This is a genomic window from Dorea acetigenes (assembly GCF_025567385.1).
GTDB classification, from domain to species: Bacteria; Bacillota; Clostridia; order Lachnospirales; family Lachnospiraceae; genus Claveliimonas; species Claveliimonas acetigenes.
In genome coordinates this window covers 1-14,088 of sequence record NZ_JAOQJU010000002.1, presented here as the reverse complement: position 1 = coordinate 14,088, position 14,088 = coordinate 1, and the positions used below count along the sequence as shown (strand labels likewise).

Genomic DNA, 14,088 nt, shown 5'->3' with positions numbered 1-14,088 from the left:
CCTATCTGCAAAGTTCCAGAATTGCCTGTACAACCTGAGAAATTGTCATATCAGAACTATCGACCAACACTGCATCTGTCGCCTGTCTTAGTGGCGCAATCTCCCGCTCCATATCCCTCTTATCCCTCTCAGCAATATCTGCAGCAATTTCTTCATATACACAGGGAATTCCTTTTTCTGTAAGCTCATCATATCTGCGCTTCGCCCTGGTATCTATACTTGCCGTCAAATATACCTTCACATCTGCATTCGGAAGTACATTCGTACCAATATCCCGTCCATCCATTACAACATCTTTTTCTCTCGCCAGCGTCCTCTGAACCTCCAGGAGCTTCGCCCTGACCTGAGGAATCGCAGAGCTTACAGAAGCCATATTTCCAACGGCTTCTTCCCGAAGCTTTGCCGTAATATTTCTGCCATTCAGATAAATCTGCTGAACGCCTCCTTCATAAGCAATGTTTACTTCTGCATCTTTACAGGAAGCTGCAATCTTATCGGTCTCTTCCGGCAGAATCCCTTCCTGTAAGAAATGCACTGCAAGCCCTCTGTACATGGCTCCCGTGTCCACATAGGCAAATCCCTTTTCCTTCGCTACCAGCTTTGCCACTGTACTTTTCCCGGCGCCGGCCGGTCCGTCAATTGCAATACTATATCCCATTTATATTCTCCTTATTTTGTTTTAATTTCCTCGATTCCTTTCTTAACACCCGTACATTTCTGAAGAAGGAATGTACGGAATCCATCTATATCCCCATCTGTCAGCCCTTTTTTGCTCAATCCCCAAAAACGCTTTCCAAATTCTTCGCCACGCACAATAAATGCAATCACTGTATCATTTTCCAGAATACGCTGCACATCGCTGTAAGCAGTTTCTTTCTTATTCTTTTCCACATAACTTATGCAGGAATTTTCGTAGAAATCCACTCTGACAGAAAGAGGTTTTTTATAAATTTTCAGCCGCTTTTCATACACGGTCTCAGCATCTCCCGCAGACGCCGTCAGCTCAAATTTCCTGCCTACAGTTCTTGCCAGTATTTCTGCAATTATAAACGCCAGTGCCCATCCTATAAGGAACTTGGCAAAAGCAAACACCATATGTCCTGTGCTTCCTTTAAAATAATCACTATAAAATGCCATGAACACAAAGACAAACACTCCTCCGGACGCCACAAAAATCCGGAAATTTTTAGAAACCTTTGACGCACCGTGAAGTTCCATGATGTCTGTCAGAACTTCCAATGTCTCGTCATATTTGAATTGGTACTCTGCTTTCATATATTTTTCCTCCTTTGCATTATCTGATGGCATTTCCTGCCATATAAGCGGTCGACCAGGCAATCTGAAGATTAAACCCTCCGGTCACTGCATCCAAATCCAGAATTTCTCCAATAAAATACAGATTCCTGATCAAACGGGATTCCATTGTGCCCGGATCTATTTCTTTTACATCCACTCCACCTCTGGTAATAATCGCTTCCTGAAACCCTCGCAGACCCGTAACCGTCATCTCAAGATTCTTCGTCAACGACACAAATCTTCTTCTCTCCTCCCGTGACACTTCATTCACTTTTTTCTCAGCATCAATACCACCGAGATAAATCATAACAGGAATCAGCTTTGACGGAAATAACTTTCCCAGAGAATTTTTAAATTGTTTATTTTTATTCTCTTCAAAATCCCTCAGTATCCTGTGGTCTAATTGTTCCTCTGTAAGCGCCGGCTTCAAATCAACTTTCAATGTCAGTTCCTTCTTCTGAAGCTTGTCGCCAATCACGCTGCTGGCGCTCAGGATAATCGGGCCGCTTACACCATAATGCGTAAACAGCATTTCCCCAAAATCTTCACACAACTTTTTCCTGCCGTCATAAAAACCGGCAGTGACATTCCTTAAAGATAATCCCTGAAGTATGGGAACCCAGTCTTCTCTTACCGTTAAGGGCACAAGAGCAGGAAGCAATTCGGTCACATTGTGCCCAAGCTGTCTGGCAAAGCGATGACCGTCTCCCGTAGAGCCTGTAGTCTCATAAGACAATCCCCCTGTAGCAGCCACACAGGCATCTCCATAGATTTTCTCCCCGTCTTTCAGTTCTATATATCGGAAAATCTGTTTTTCCTTCTCCGATACGATTTTTTTCACTTCACTATACAAATGGATATTGACACCAGTCCTTAACATCTCGCCTTCCAGCGCCCGAATGATGTCAGAGGAATGGTCGGACACCGGAAATACACGTCCACCTCTCTCAATCTTGGTCTTCACACCCAGCTCGTTAAAAAATGTAATTACATCCTGATTCGTAAAGCTATAGAAACTGCTGTACATAAATTTTCGGTTTCTCAATACAGCCGGGAAAAAATCTTCTGCCTCACAGGCATTTGTCAGATTACATCTCCCTTTTCCGGTGATAAAAAGCTTTTTGCCTAACTTTTCATTTTTTTCAAAAAGATGGACTTCATGTCCGTTTCTTGCTGCAAATATAGACGCTGCCATTCCCGAAGCTCCGCCGCCGACTATCAACACCTTGCTCATATCTTATTCCATGCTCCCTTCTTTTGCCGGGAATTCCATCGTATCTGTCACCATGTTCAGCTCATCTTTACTATACACTTGATACTCATCCCAAATCTGCTCCAATGTCTCAAGAGTCGTGACAACTTCGTCTTGTTTTTTCATACAGAGAGCAACAACCAGGGCATTTACTACACTCAAAGGCGCTACCAGGGAATCTACAATAGATGCCATATCGCTTCTTGCAATTAGATTGCAGGCAGAATATAAAGTCATCGGCGAATGTACGCTATCCGTCAGCGTAATCACCTTTGCGTTCCGATTGCTTGCAAATTCCAGCGCTTTTAGTGTCCGCATAGAATAACGCGGAAAACTAATTCCCACAATCACATCTTCTTTCCCAATCCGAATAAGCTGTTCAAATATCTCGCTGGAACTATTTGAATTTACTGCTGTCACATTCTCACACACCAGATTCAGATAATGGCTCAGGAAACTTGCAAGAGGAGCACAGCTTCTAATTCCAATCACATAGATTCTCTTTGCATTCAGCAGCATATCCACTGCCTGTTCAAATGCCCCGTGGTCAATATTTGCCATGGTTAATTTGATTTTTTCGATATCAGCCTGAAGAACTGAGGTAAGAATTTCTCCCTGACTGATTCTTCCATATGTCACTTCCATCCTCTGGATCGAATTAAGCTTTGTGCGCACCAGTTCTTCCAACGCCTTCTGAAATGCAGGATAGCCGGAATATCCCAGCGATGTTGCGAATCGGACAACGGTCGACTCGCTGACCCCTACTTCCTCTCCCATCCTTGCTGCCGTCATAAAAGCTGCTTTATCATAAGCTTCTCTGATATAATCCGCCAGCTTCTTCTGACCCTTGCTGAACTTTGAATATTTTTCTTCTATCTTTTGTAGCAATTCATTCTTTGTTCCCATTTTACCGGTTCCTCTGTTATTATCTGTATATCGATCCACATCTTTGTTTTATGTCGGACTGTAATTTATAGATTAGCATCCGCAAAACAAAAAGTCCATCATTTTCTTCATTTTACTTTTAAATCTCAGCGCAAAAACGGGGAAACGTAAAACTACGCTTCCCCGTATCAAATCATCTTTTTCTTATCTTCTATACTGGATAACTTCCGTTCTCAGTATCTGCTACAGTCTGATCCACTTTAGTCTGCTGTGCCTCTCTGTATTTAAAGAAGTCTACTGCAACCTGCGGGAATAATGCATAAGAAAGCACATCCTCATCCTGCTGAATCCACTGCTCACATTCTTTGCGAAGCGTGTCCAGCTCATCCGGAATCAGGTCTGCCGGACGACAGGTAATCGTCTCTGCATCCTTACCAAGGACTTTCTCTTTCACTTCTTCATTAAACGGCTTTACAGTTGCTCCGTACTTACCACTCAGAATATCCTTCGTTTCTTTCGTAGCCATCTTATAGCGCTCGCCCATCAGTACGTTAAATACAGCCTGTGTACCAACAATCTGTGAGGATGGTGTAACAAGCGGCGGCTCACCAAGATCCTTACGAACCTTCGGAACCTCCTCCAATACCTCATAGTATTTATCTTCTGCTCCCTGCTCCTTGAGCTGTGATGTCAGGTTAGACAACATACCGCCTGGTACCTGATAAAGAAGAGTCTTAATGTTAACACCCATATTCTTCGGGTTAAGAAGACCGCTTTCCAGTGCTTCGTCACGGATTGGGCGGAAGTAATCTGCAATTTCTGCCAGAAGGTTCTGGTCAAATCCAGTATCATAAGGCGTTCCCTTGAAAGTCTCAACCATAACCTCCGTTGCCGGCTGAGAAGTACCCAGAGCAAACGGTGACATTGCTGTGTCAATTACATCCACACCGGCTTCGACTGCTTTCAGATAGGTCATGGAAGCGACACCGGATGTATAATGTGTATGAAGCTGAATCGGCAAATCAACCGCTTCTTTCATAGCTCCGATCAATTCTGTTGCCTTATAGGGAACCAAAAGTCCCGCCATATCCTTAATGCAGATAGAACTTGCTCCCATATCCTCAATTTTCTTGGCAATGTCTACCCAATAATCCAATGTATAAGCATCTCCAAGTGTATAGGAAAGCGCTACCTGTGCCTCTGCTTTTTCCTTGTTGGCTGCCGTAACTGCCGTCTGAAGATTCCGCAGGTCATTTAAGCAGTCAAAGATACGGATAATATCAATTCCATTTGCAACAGATTTCTGGACGAAATACTCTACCACATCATCTGCATATGGACGGTATCCCAAGATATTCTGTCCACGGAACAGCATCTGCAGTTTCGTATTCTTAAATCCATCACGGAACTTCCGTAGTCTCTCCCACGGATCTTCATGCAGGAAACGAAGAGATGCATCAAACGTAGCACCACCCCAGCACTCTACGGAATGATAACCGACTTTATCCATTTTGTCGATAATCGGAACCATCTGCTCTGTGGTCATACGGGTAGCAATCAGAGACTGGTGAGCATCACGCAGAATGGTTTCTGTTATTTTAATTGGTTTTTTTGCAATTTCTGCCATTGTTTCTTCCTCCATCATTATTCTGTTATTACATTACTCCAAAGATAGCCATGAATGTACCTGCCGCTACTGCTGTACCGATAACACCTGCGACATTCGGTCCCATTGCATGCATCAAAAGGAAGTTTGTCGGATCTGCTTCCGCTCCGACTTTCTGTGATACTCTGGCCGCCATAGGCACGGCAGATACACCTGCAGAACCAATCAGCGGGTTTACCTTACCGCCGGTCGCCTTGCACATAATCTTACCAAACACTACACCTGCCGCCGTACCAAACATAAATGCCACCAAGCCGAGTACAACAATCTTAATCGTGTCCATATTCAGGAACGCTTCGGCACTTGTAGTTGCTCCTACAGATGTACCAAGCAGAATAACTACAATATACATAAGTGCATTGGATGCTGTCTCTGTCAGCTGTCTTACCACGCCTGATTCACGGAACAGGTTTCCTAACATCAGCATACCTACCAAAGGAGCCGTTGTAGGAAGAATCACACATACCACGATTGTTACGACAATCGGGAATAGAATTCTCTCAAGCTTTGATACCGGCCGTAACTGTTCCATTTTAATTTTCCGCTCTTCTTCTGTCGTAAGAAGTTTCATAATCGGCGGCTGGATAATCGGAACCAGCGACATATAGGAATACGCCGCCACCGCAATCGGACCCATCAGCGCCGTCTGCTGCAGCTTTCCGGCAAGGAAAATAGATGTCGGCCCATCAGCACCGCCGATAATAGAAACCGCCGCTGCCGCCTTATCTGAGAATCCCATTGCCATCGCTCCCAGATATGCCGCGAAAATACCAAACTGTGCTGCCGCTCCGAGGAGGAAGCTCTTCGGGTTGGCAATCAATGGTCCAAAGTCTGTCATGGCACCTACGCCAAGGAAAATCAGAGAAGGCAGGATTGACCACTCATCAAGTTTATAGAAATAGTAAAGCAGTCCACCCGTTCCGTTGGCGGAATCTTCCGCATGCAGCATAATATCCGGATAGATATTAACAAGCAGCATACCGAAAGCAATTGGTACCAGGAGCAGAGGTTCAAACTCATGCCTGATTGCAAGATACAGGAAAAAGCATGCAACTGCAATCATTATCAAATTGCCCCATGTAAGACTAAAAAAAGCTGTCTGATGCACGAGGTTTCCCAATGTAGTTGTTATATAATCCATTTTTTAACCTCCAGTCGTATTCAAAACATAATCATCCGTTATGTTTCTAGTTCAATGTAGCTAAAACAGCTCCCGCTTCAATTGCATCGCCAACTGCCACATCAATACTTGCAACTGTTCCGTCTTCCGGAGCCACAACTGGAATTTCCATCTTCATTGCCTCGATAATCACAACTGCGTCGCCTCTCTTAACGCTCTGGCCTACGCTTGCTTCAAGCTTAAACACCTTGCCTGCAGCCCCCGCTTTTACAGGGATAGAACCAGCCCCTGCACTTGCTTTCGGTGCTGCCGGAGCCGGTGCTGCCTTTGGTGCCGCCGGGGCAGGCGCTGCCGCTGCGACCGGTGCTGCTCCCGCGCCCTTTTCCTCTACTGTAACATCATATACATTGCCATTCACTGTAATTGTATAATTTTTCATCACTTATTCCTCCTGAACAATATTAATTCCATTTATTTGATCTTCTTCTCTTAATGCTTCTCACAACGAAACCATCTGTTGTCGTTCCTTCTGACGCTGCAATCGCCGCTGATATTACAGCAACAAGTTCGGCATCATCTGTCGCTGCCGGAGCTGGTGCTGCCTTCGGCGCCGCCGGAACAGGAGCCGCCTTTTTGACATCCGCCTCTGCTTTCTTAGGTTTCTTTGCAAATGCTGCCTGAATTGCAGGAATGTATTTGAATAAAGAAATAAGGATTGAAATGAATATCAATACAACAAATACAGTTCCCATACCCAGAAGCGTATTCAGTCCCGCTTTCTTAAGGATTTCTCCCATGGTAAACTTCGCGTTTACTGTCATGGAATCAAGGTATAAATTCTCATCAAAAACAAATTCTATGCTTGCGTCACGGTCAGCATATTTCGCGTCGGTTGTAACCTTAAGCTCATCTGATGACGCTTCATAAGTATAATCGCCATGCTCAATATATTCTCCGCACTCATCAACACCGGCTTCCCAGCTTTCCAGTGCTCCCAGGAAGCTTTCCGGCGTAAAGGGAAGTCCGGCATTCGTAAGCTGCTGCTCCAGAGCAAAGTCTGTCATATTCTGCCACTGTTCTAAGGTAGCGTCATCCATCTCCACACAATAGCCAATCAGGAATTCTGTTACCTGTTCAACTTCCGCTTCATCATACTCTACTTCCGTCTTTGTGCTTGAACAGCCGGTGAAGGAAAGCACAGCCACAAGCATACATATTAATAAGCTAATCTTTTTCTTCACTTTGCCCACCTCACTAAACCGTTCCATGTTTCTTTGACGGACGGTCTTCTCTCTTTGTGAAAAGCATCTCAAATGCGCCAATCACATATTTTCTTGTGTCTGCCGGCTGAATAATGGTATCCACATACCCTCTTCTTGCAGCAGCCATCGGGCTTGACTGTAATTCTTTGTACTCCGCCGCTTTCTCTCTGATTGTTGCAGCATCCGCGTCCGCGTACATAATCTTTGCAGCCAGATCTGCATCCATCATACCGATCTCTGCTTCCGGCCATGCATATACCATGTCTGCTCCGATAGATTTACTATTCATAGCAACATATGCACTTCCGAAAGCCTTGCCAACAATAACATTTACCTTCGGTACCGTTGCATTCGCAAATGCATAAGTGAGTTTTGCTGCCGCCTTCGCAAGTGTCTTTTCTGAACATTTAGAAGCTTTGAAGCCTGCCACATTCGTAAGCGTAAGTACCGGAATATTAAATGCATCACAGAATTCAACAAATTCCGCTGCTTTCTTCGCTCCCTTTGCAGACAAAGAACCATCAAACTCTTCTACAAGATTCGCTTCTTCGTCGTAAACTTTAGAACGATTCGCCACAGCACCTACTGTCATACCGTTCAGACGGATAAATCCTGTCACCATATCTTTGGCGTAATTCTTCTTCGTCTCAAAGAAAATGTTGCTGTCAGAAATATTTGCAAGGGCAATTGCAGTATCCTCTGCTGCATTCTCAATTCCTTCACATGCTCTGTTCAGGTCATCCAGGCATTCATCATAGGAAGCATCTTCTTCATTATTGCATGGCAGCATACATACCAACGCACGGATTTTTCCCAGAATCTCTTCTTCTTCTCCGATATCATCTACAAGCCCTGCTTCTTCACTCTGGAACGCAGCCGAAGCCGTATCACACTTCTCTGCCGTATTGCCCGGAATTGCATTTGGTGAGTTCACAAATAATTTTGCCTTTTTTGCTTCCATAAATGTGAAATCCGTCAGCGCAGGAACCAGAGCCAAACCGCCACCGCATGTCCCGAAAATTGCTGTAATCTGAGGAATTACCCCGGACGCCAGTGTCTGTTTTCTGTAAACTGTTCCAAAAGCTTCCAACGCATCCGTCGCTTCCTGAAGTCGTAAGCCCGCACAGTCAACAAGACCGATTACCGGCGCTCCCATCTTCATTGCCATGTCATAGATTGCTGAAATCTTCTTTGCGTGCATTTCACCAATTGCCCCGTTCAATACAGAAGCGTCCTGGCTGTATACATACACCAAATTGCCGTCAATCACTCCGTAGCCTGTAACGACACCGTCACCCGGAGTTTCTTTTTCCTGCATGTTAAAATCGGTCGTTCTTGCTGTAACAGCGCCGCCGATTTCAACAAAGCTGCCTGCATCAAGTAAAGCGGCAATTCTGCTACTTGCTGCACTTTCTGTTGCCATGTTACTCATATTCTGGCCCTCCACTTTCTCTAAGATATTTTAAATTGGGTTTAATCAAAACCAAATTTTCTGCCGATTTTATTATAGTCTTTTTAGGTCTAAAGTTCAACTCTTTTTCTCAGTTTTGCGTTAAAAACTTGTCAGGTTTTTTCATCACGCTGACTCGCTATCGAATTACTATGCTAAAATCAGGTTAAAATAAGCAAAATATTCCATAAACTTTATTAACTTTTTCTTAATTCAACTATTGTACGACGGTCTGTTTTGTGCTATATTTATTGTGGTTTTTATATGTGTGGCTGCAATACATATGGGGAAGTTTGCAGCATGCATGGTGGAAGCTTAATACTATATTTTTAATTGGAGGGTTAAAAATGGAAACAACGAAAAAGAAATGGCCATTTGGTTTCTACGTATGTAGTCTTTCTTTCACATTTGAAAGACTGGCATATTACGCAGCTAAATGGGCTCTCGCAATTTTTATTGCGGCGGAAGTTGCTAATGGCGGTCTGGGGCTTGACAAATCGGTAGGAGCTACTATGAGTTCTTACTTAGTAGCATTTACTTATATCACCCCTATCCTCGGAGGATATATTGCCGACCGCTGGGTTAGTCCAAGAATTTTGGTTCCTATCGGGGAAATCCTTATGGGAATCAGCTACCTGTTTGCATGGAAAGCAAATAGCACGGGTATGTTGTGGGCAATGATTATTCTGTTGTCTATCGGAACAGGTTTCTTTAAAGGAAACGTATCCGGTATCAACGGACGTCTCTTCCCATTAGCAGACCAGGATACTCTGGATTCCGTATTCAGCATCCAGTACTCCTTTGTTAACATCGGTTCCTTCTGCGGTACCACATTCCTCACGCTTGTAGCGAAGACATCTTTTGGTTACCGTGGTCTGTTTTTCGGCTGTGCAATTGCCCTGTTCGTTGACTGCGCATGGTGGCTCTTTGGAATGAGATTCTTCGGCGATGCCGGTAAGAAGCCTTTCCTTGTTGACAACAGAACCGAAAATAAAACTCAGACAAAGAAGGAAAAGGACAACGCTCCTCTTACCAAACTTGAGAAAAACCGTGTTATCGCAATCCTCATCGTAACACTGTTCTCCGGTATTTTCTGGCTGATCTGGTATATGGTTTACATGCCGGTTTACTATGAGTTTGGTCCGGTTTCAGAAGCTGGTGCCGGATGGGCAAATTGGAACATTGGTTCCTTTGTAATGCCTACCTCATGGTTTGATTCTATGAATGGTCTTCTTTGCATCATCCTGTGTCCGGTATTTGCAGGAATTTGGGCTAAGATGAAACAGAGACCGCAGGGTGACTGGGGCATGTTTACTAAGACTGCAGTCGGCATTCTTTTGCTTGGTCTGTGTACCGCATGTATGGTACTGGCCGCATTCCTTAGTGGAGAAGGAACGAAAGATCCGGTTGGCATCTGGATTATCATTTTGACAGCCATATTTATGTCAGTTGGTGAAGTTGTCTTTTCACCGCTTGGAAATTCCTTCATCAGCAAGTACGCTCCAAAGAAGCTTCTGGGGACGATGCTTGGCGTATGGCCGTTCATCATCTTCTTTGCAGGTTTGGGATACGGTCCGCTTTACAACTTCCTTTCTACGTTTTCCTTCGTAAAGGCTTACGGCGTTGTAACAATCATTATCATTGCCTGCGGTCTTGTTATGTTGGTATTTACTAAGAAGTTTGACAAATTAGTCGGCGGTAAATAAACCAGAACGAAAAATATTTTCAGAAAAAGGGTTCCCGGATGAAGGGAGCCCTTTCTTAAACGATAAAATACAGGGAGGTATTTTCATTATGACAGTCGTAGCAGAAAGAATCGCTAAACTCCGCGCTCTTATGGCAGAGAAAGGAATAGACGCTTATGTTGTCCCCACGGCGGATTTCCATCAAAGCGAATATGTAGGAGAACATTTTAAAGCACGTAAATATATTACCGGTTTCAGCGGCTCCTACGGGACAGCCGTGATTACCCAGACAGACGGAGGCCTCTGGACGGATGGAAGGTATTTCTTCCAGGCAGAAAATGAATTGAAAGGAAGCGGTATCCGTCTGATGAAAATGTTTGTAGGCGACACTCCTTCCGTCACAGAATATCTTGCCGATGCTCTCCCGGAAGGTGGGACAGTAGGCTTCGACGGCCGTGTACTTTCCATGGGAGAAGGTCAGGAATATGAAGAAGCATTGTCCGTAAAAAATATTCAGATTCACTATTCCGAAGATTTGATTGATATCATCTGGGAAGACCGTCCGTCACTTTCCACGAAACCCGCTTTCTTCCTGGAAGAAAAGTATTCCGGTGAAAGTACGGCTTCTAAGCTGACCCGTGTCCGCAAGGCTATGGAAGATGCCGGTGCTGACACCCATATAATTGCATCTCTGGATGATGTATGCTGGCTTTTGAACATCCGCGGTGATGATATTGATTTCTTCCCGCTGCTGCTCTCCTACGCCATCGTAAAGGAAACTTGTGTGGAACTTTATGTAGATGACAGTAAGCTGAATGACAGAATCCACGAAGAATTGAAAAAAAATAATGTAAACATCCATCCATATAATGATATTTATGAAGATATCAAAGGTTTGGATAAAGATTGTACTGTTTTGATTGATCCAATGAAAATGAACTATGCACTCTATAAGAATATTCCATGCAAAATCGTGGAAGGTGCGAATCCCACCATTCTTATGAAGGCAATGAAAAATGAGACAGAGCTTAAGAACATCCGGGAAGCCCATATCAAAGACGGAGTAGCCATTACCAAATTCATGTACTGGGTGAAGACCCGTTATGACAAAGAGACCATCACAGAATTAAGCTCTGCCGCCAAACTTACAGAACTGCGCGCCGGGCAGGAAGGTTATATCCGGGACAGCTTCGAGCCTCTTTGTGCTTTCGCGGACCATGCTGCTATGATGCACTATTCTCCATGCGAGGAGACAGATGTGGAATTAAAATCCGGCGCATTCTTCCTGAACGACACCGGCGGCGGATACTATGAAGGATCCACAGACATCACCAGAACCTTCGTCCTTGGTTCTGTAGACCAGCAGATGAAGAAATATTTTACTGCAGTGGTGCGTGCCATGATGCGCCTGTCACGCGCCAGATTCTTATATGGATGCTACGGCTACAATCTTGACATCCTTGCAAGAGGCCCTATCTGGGATCTGGACTTGGATTTCCAGTGCGGAACCGGACACGGCGTCGGCTATCTGGGCAACATCCATGAGGCTCCTACCGGCTTCCGCTGGTATGTAGTCCCAAGCAAGAATGAACACCACCAGTTAGAAGAAGGCATGGTAATTACCGACGAGCCCGGTATCTACGAGGACGGCCAGTTCGGTATCCGTATTGAAAACGAATTCATCGTAAAGAAAGGCGTTAAAAACAAATACGGGCAGTTCATGCATTTTGAAACCATCACCTTCGCACCCATCGATCTGGACGGAATTGACCCGGAAGAAATGAGCAGGGACGAGAGGGAATGGCTGAATAATTACCACAAAGACGTGTACGAAAAAATCGGTCCTCACTTGACAGAAGAAGAAAGAGAATGGCTGAAAGAATACACAAGAGCAATTTAATTCAGATTTTTAAAGGGAGCCTGTGACCCACCTCTGTCACAGGCTTCCTCTTTCAGGAATAATTTCTATCCCAAAGGATTCTTTACAATTCCTACAAATAACGGCAGATTGTTTCTATTGGTAATTGCGAACAGGTAAGGCCGGTCTATCACAAAATCCATCTCTTCTTCCGGCGGCATATCAGCGCCGTCTCCTATTTCTGCCGTATAAGCCGCTGCGGTAACACCTTCCTCGTCAATAGCCACACGGGCAGAATGTGCAACCTCTGACAGATATATTTTGCTATCTTCTGTCAAGGGAGTAAAGTCTGAGAGATTCATATCAAACACATCCGCCACGCCTAGCGCATGCAGGCTTTCCTTCAAATCTGCAGACGATGCCACATCAAACTTCGGAACTGACAGATTCACCGTAAGATATTTCTTATCGCTCCGGTCCCATCCGTTCAGTAAGACTTCCATCAGTTGTCCTTCTTCTGTCAACTGTTCCGGTGTCACCCCTTCATCCGGCAGAACAAACCACATAGACAGACCGTTATTTCCCAGCAGCGAAAGATTCAATGCACCAAATTTATCGCCCCAATAATAGTAAGTATCCGTCTCCTGATTCATAAACTCACAGGTCATATCCCCGTTTTCTGCATGAAAGATATCCTCTTTCGTATTCTCCTTTTCAAATTCATGCCCCCACTTTGCACGAAGATAAACCGTCGAGACAAGCTCCATAATGGTTTCCGGAGAAAAAGCAAGGTCTGCCGCATTCTCTTCCAACAGCCCTCCGGTCTGCTGGTTTACCCAGCCTTGAAGCTCCTGATTATATTCCTCGCTTCCCATCTTTCCCTGAAATGAGGAAGCATAATAATTCTCAGCCAGCAAATCAACCGTTTCCTTCTTATATGCTGTCTCCGTGTCCAGCCAGAGAGAATTTGCCAGTATACAGATAGAATCGTTATTGCTGTAATTCTGCTCCCACACAGCTTTCGTCAGCTCACGCAAGTCCTGAATCTCTTCCATACCAAGGAGTTCTAATATCTGCTCTCTGCTATCGCCATCCGTCGTCTCAGCAAGCATAGAAAGCGCCATATATACATTCAGCGGAGAACATACTGCATTCTCTTCCTTTACGCTATCCAAAAGAGACATCGTACTTTTTTCAAAGAAGCCTTTCAGCTCATCTTCATGGGCATCCACATACTCCATCTCTTTCTGCATTTCTTCCAACGCTTCCTGAGCCTCTTCCTGTTCATCTTCCGGATACTCCACAACTGCCAATGTGGTTACGCCCTGGGAAGTTTCTCCCACAGAACATCCGGAAAGTGGCAATACCATAATAGCCGACAGCATCATTGCAACCCACTTTTTCATAGTATTCACCTCCTACTCAAACTCGGTAGTGTCAAAAACTACCTGTTTTTTTGTACTAAAATCTAATAAAAACCTTGATTTTTAGGGAAATCTGCAATAAAAAGAGCATTGACCTCCCTTTTCGTGTATAATGAGTTCACCACAAATCCATTACCTCGAAAGGAGCCAATGCTCATGGACATTATACAATACTTACTCTCTGTAATTC

The 14,088-nt window shown here is 44.5% G+C and carries 12 protein-coding genes; 2 read left to right on the top strand and 10 right to left on the bottom strand.

What is annotated here, in order from left to right:
* Window position 1: 1 nt before the first annotated feature.
* The 9 genes from cmk to OCV99_RS02365 form a co-directional block, all read right to left on the bottom strand.
* Window positions 2-658 carry a (d)CMP kinase gene (gene cmk / locus OCV99_RS02405; RefSeq protein ID WP_158367802.1) on the bottom strand — a complete coding sequence of 219 codons (657 nt, stop codon included), beginning with the start codon at window positions 656-658 and terminating at the stop codon, window positions 2-4.
* A gap of 11 nt (window positions 659-669) precedes the next feature.
* Window positions 670-1,275, bottom strand: a complete 606-nt coding sequence (locus OCV99_RS02400; protein WP_158367800.1) for a YcxB family protein — start codon at window positions 1,273-1,275, stop codon at window positions 670-672.
* A 19-nt stretch (window positions 1,276-1,294) separates the two neighbouring features.
* Complete coding sequence (locus OCV99_RS02395; protein ID WP_158367799.1) at window positions 1,295-2,530, bottom strand: BaiN/RdsA family NAD(P)/FAD-dependent oxidoreductase; 1,236 nt, start codon at window positions 2,528-2,530, stop codon at window positions 1,295-1,297.
* 3 nt (window positions 2,531-2,533) lie between these two features.
* Entirely contained in the window at window positions 2,534-3,454 is a 921-nt protein-coding gene (locus OCV99_RS02390) for a MurR/RpiR family transcriptional regulator (protein WP_158367797.1), read from the bottom strand.
* Window positions 3,455-3,644: 190 nt separating this feature from the next.
* Entirely contained in the window at window positions 3,645-5,060 is a 1,416-nt protein-coding gene (locus OCV99_RS02385; RefSeq protein WP_158367795.1) for an oxaloacetate decarboxylase subunit alpha, read from the bottom strand.
* Between the two features lie 28 nt (window positions 5,061-5,088).
* A complete protein-coding gene (locus tag OCV99_RS02380) occupies window positions 5,089-6,240 on the bottom strand; it encodes a sodium ion-translocating decarboxylase subunit beta (protein ID WP_158367793.1) in 1,152 nt (383 codons plus the stop codon).
* Window positions 6,241-6,286: 46 nt separating this feature from the next.
* On the bottom strand, window positions 6,287-6,658 hold the full coding sequence (locus OCV99_RS02375; RefSeq protein WP_158367791.1) for a biotin/lipoyl-containing protein: 372 nt from the start codon (window positions 6,656-6,658) through the stop codon (window positions 6,287-6,289).
* Window positions 6,659-6,680: 22 nt separating this feature from the next.
* Entirely contained in the window at window positions 6,681-7,460 is a 780-nt protein-coding gene (locus OCV99_RS02370; protein WP_158368545.1) for an OadG family transporter subunit, read from the bottom strand.
* A 13-nt stretch (window positions 7,461-7,473) separates the two neighbouring features.
* Entirely contained in the window at window positions 7,474-8,913 is a 1,440-nt protein-coding gene (locus OCV99_RS02365; protein ID WP_158367789.1) for an acyl-CoA carboxylase subunit beta, read from the bottom strand.
* 365 nt (window positions 8,914-9,278) lie between these two features.
* Between OCV99_RS02365 and OCV99_RS02360 the strand changes: the two genes are divergently transcribed.
* Window positions 9,279-10,637 carry a peptide MFS transporter gene (locus OCV99_RS02360; RefSeq protein ID WP_158367787.1) on the top strand — a complete coding sequence of 453 codons (1,359 nt, stop codon included), beginning with the start codon at window positions 9,279-9,281 and terminating at the stop codon, window positions 10,635-10,637.
* 88 nt (window positions 10,638-10,725) lie between these two features.
* Complete coding sequence (locus OCV99_RS02355; protein WP_158367785.1) at window positions 10,726-12,516, top strand: aminopeptidase P family N-terminal domain-containing protein; 1,791 nt, start codon at window positions 10,726-10,728, stop codon at window positions 12,514-12,516.
* Between the two features lie 65 nt (window positions 12,517-12,581).
* Here OCV99_RS02355 and OCV99_RS02350 read toward each other — a convergent pair whose 3' ends face one another.
* Entirely contained in the window at window positions 12,582-13,880 is a 1,299-nt protein-coding gene (locus OCV99_RS02350; protein WP_158367784.1) for a serpin family protein, read from the bottom strand.
* Window positions 13,881-14,088 lie beyond the last annotated feature (208 nt).

Bases quoted from the DNA above. Each gene is read 5' to 3' on its own strand.
- cmk (WP_158367802.1), bottom strand. From the start codon at position 658: ATGGGATATAGTATTGCAATTGACGGACCGGCCGGCGCCGGGAAAAGT.
- OCV99_RS02400 (WP_158367800.1), bottom strand. From the start codon at position 1,275: ATGAAAGCAGAGTACCAATTCAAATATGACGAGACATTGGAAGTTCTG.
- OCV99_RS02395 (WP_158367799.1), bottom strand. From the start codon at position 2,530: ATGAGCAAGGTGTTGATAGTCGGCGGCGGAGCTTCGGGAATGGCAGCG.
- OCV99_RS02390 (WP_158367797.1), bottom strand. From the start codon at position 3,454: ATGGGAACAAAGAATGAATTGCTACAAAAGATAGAAGAAAAATATTCA.
- OCV99_RS02385 (WP_158367795.1), bottom strand. From the start codon at position 5,060: ATGGCAGAAATTGCAAAAAAACCAATTAAAATAACAGAAACCATTCTG.
- OCV99_RS02380 (WP_158367793.1), bottom strand. From the start codon at position 6,240: ATGGATTATATAACAACTACATTGGGAAACCTCGTGCATCAGACAGCT.
- OCV99_RS02375 (WP_158367791.1), bottom strand. From the start codon at position 6,658: ATGAAAAATTATACAATTACAGTGAATGGCAATGTATATGATGTTACA.
- OCV99_RS02365 (WP_158367789.1), bottom strand. From the start codon at position 8,913: ATGAGTAACATGGCAACAGAAAGTGCAGCAAGTAGCAGAATTGCCGCT.
- OCV99_RS02360 (WP_158367787.1), top strand. From the start codon at position 9,279: ATGGAAACAACGAAAAAGAAATGGCCATTTGGTTTCTACGTATGTAGT.
- OCV99_RS02355 (WP_158367785.1), top strand. From the start codon at position 10,726: ATGACAGTCGTAGCAGAAAGAATCGCTAAACTCCGCGCTCTTATGGCA.
- OCV99_RS02350 (WP_158367784.1), bottom strand. From the start codon at position 13,880: ATGAAAAAGTGGGTTGCAATGATGCTGTCGGCTATTATGGTATTGCCA.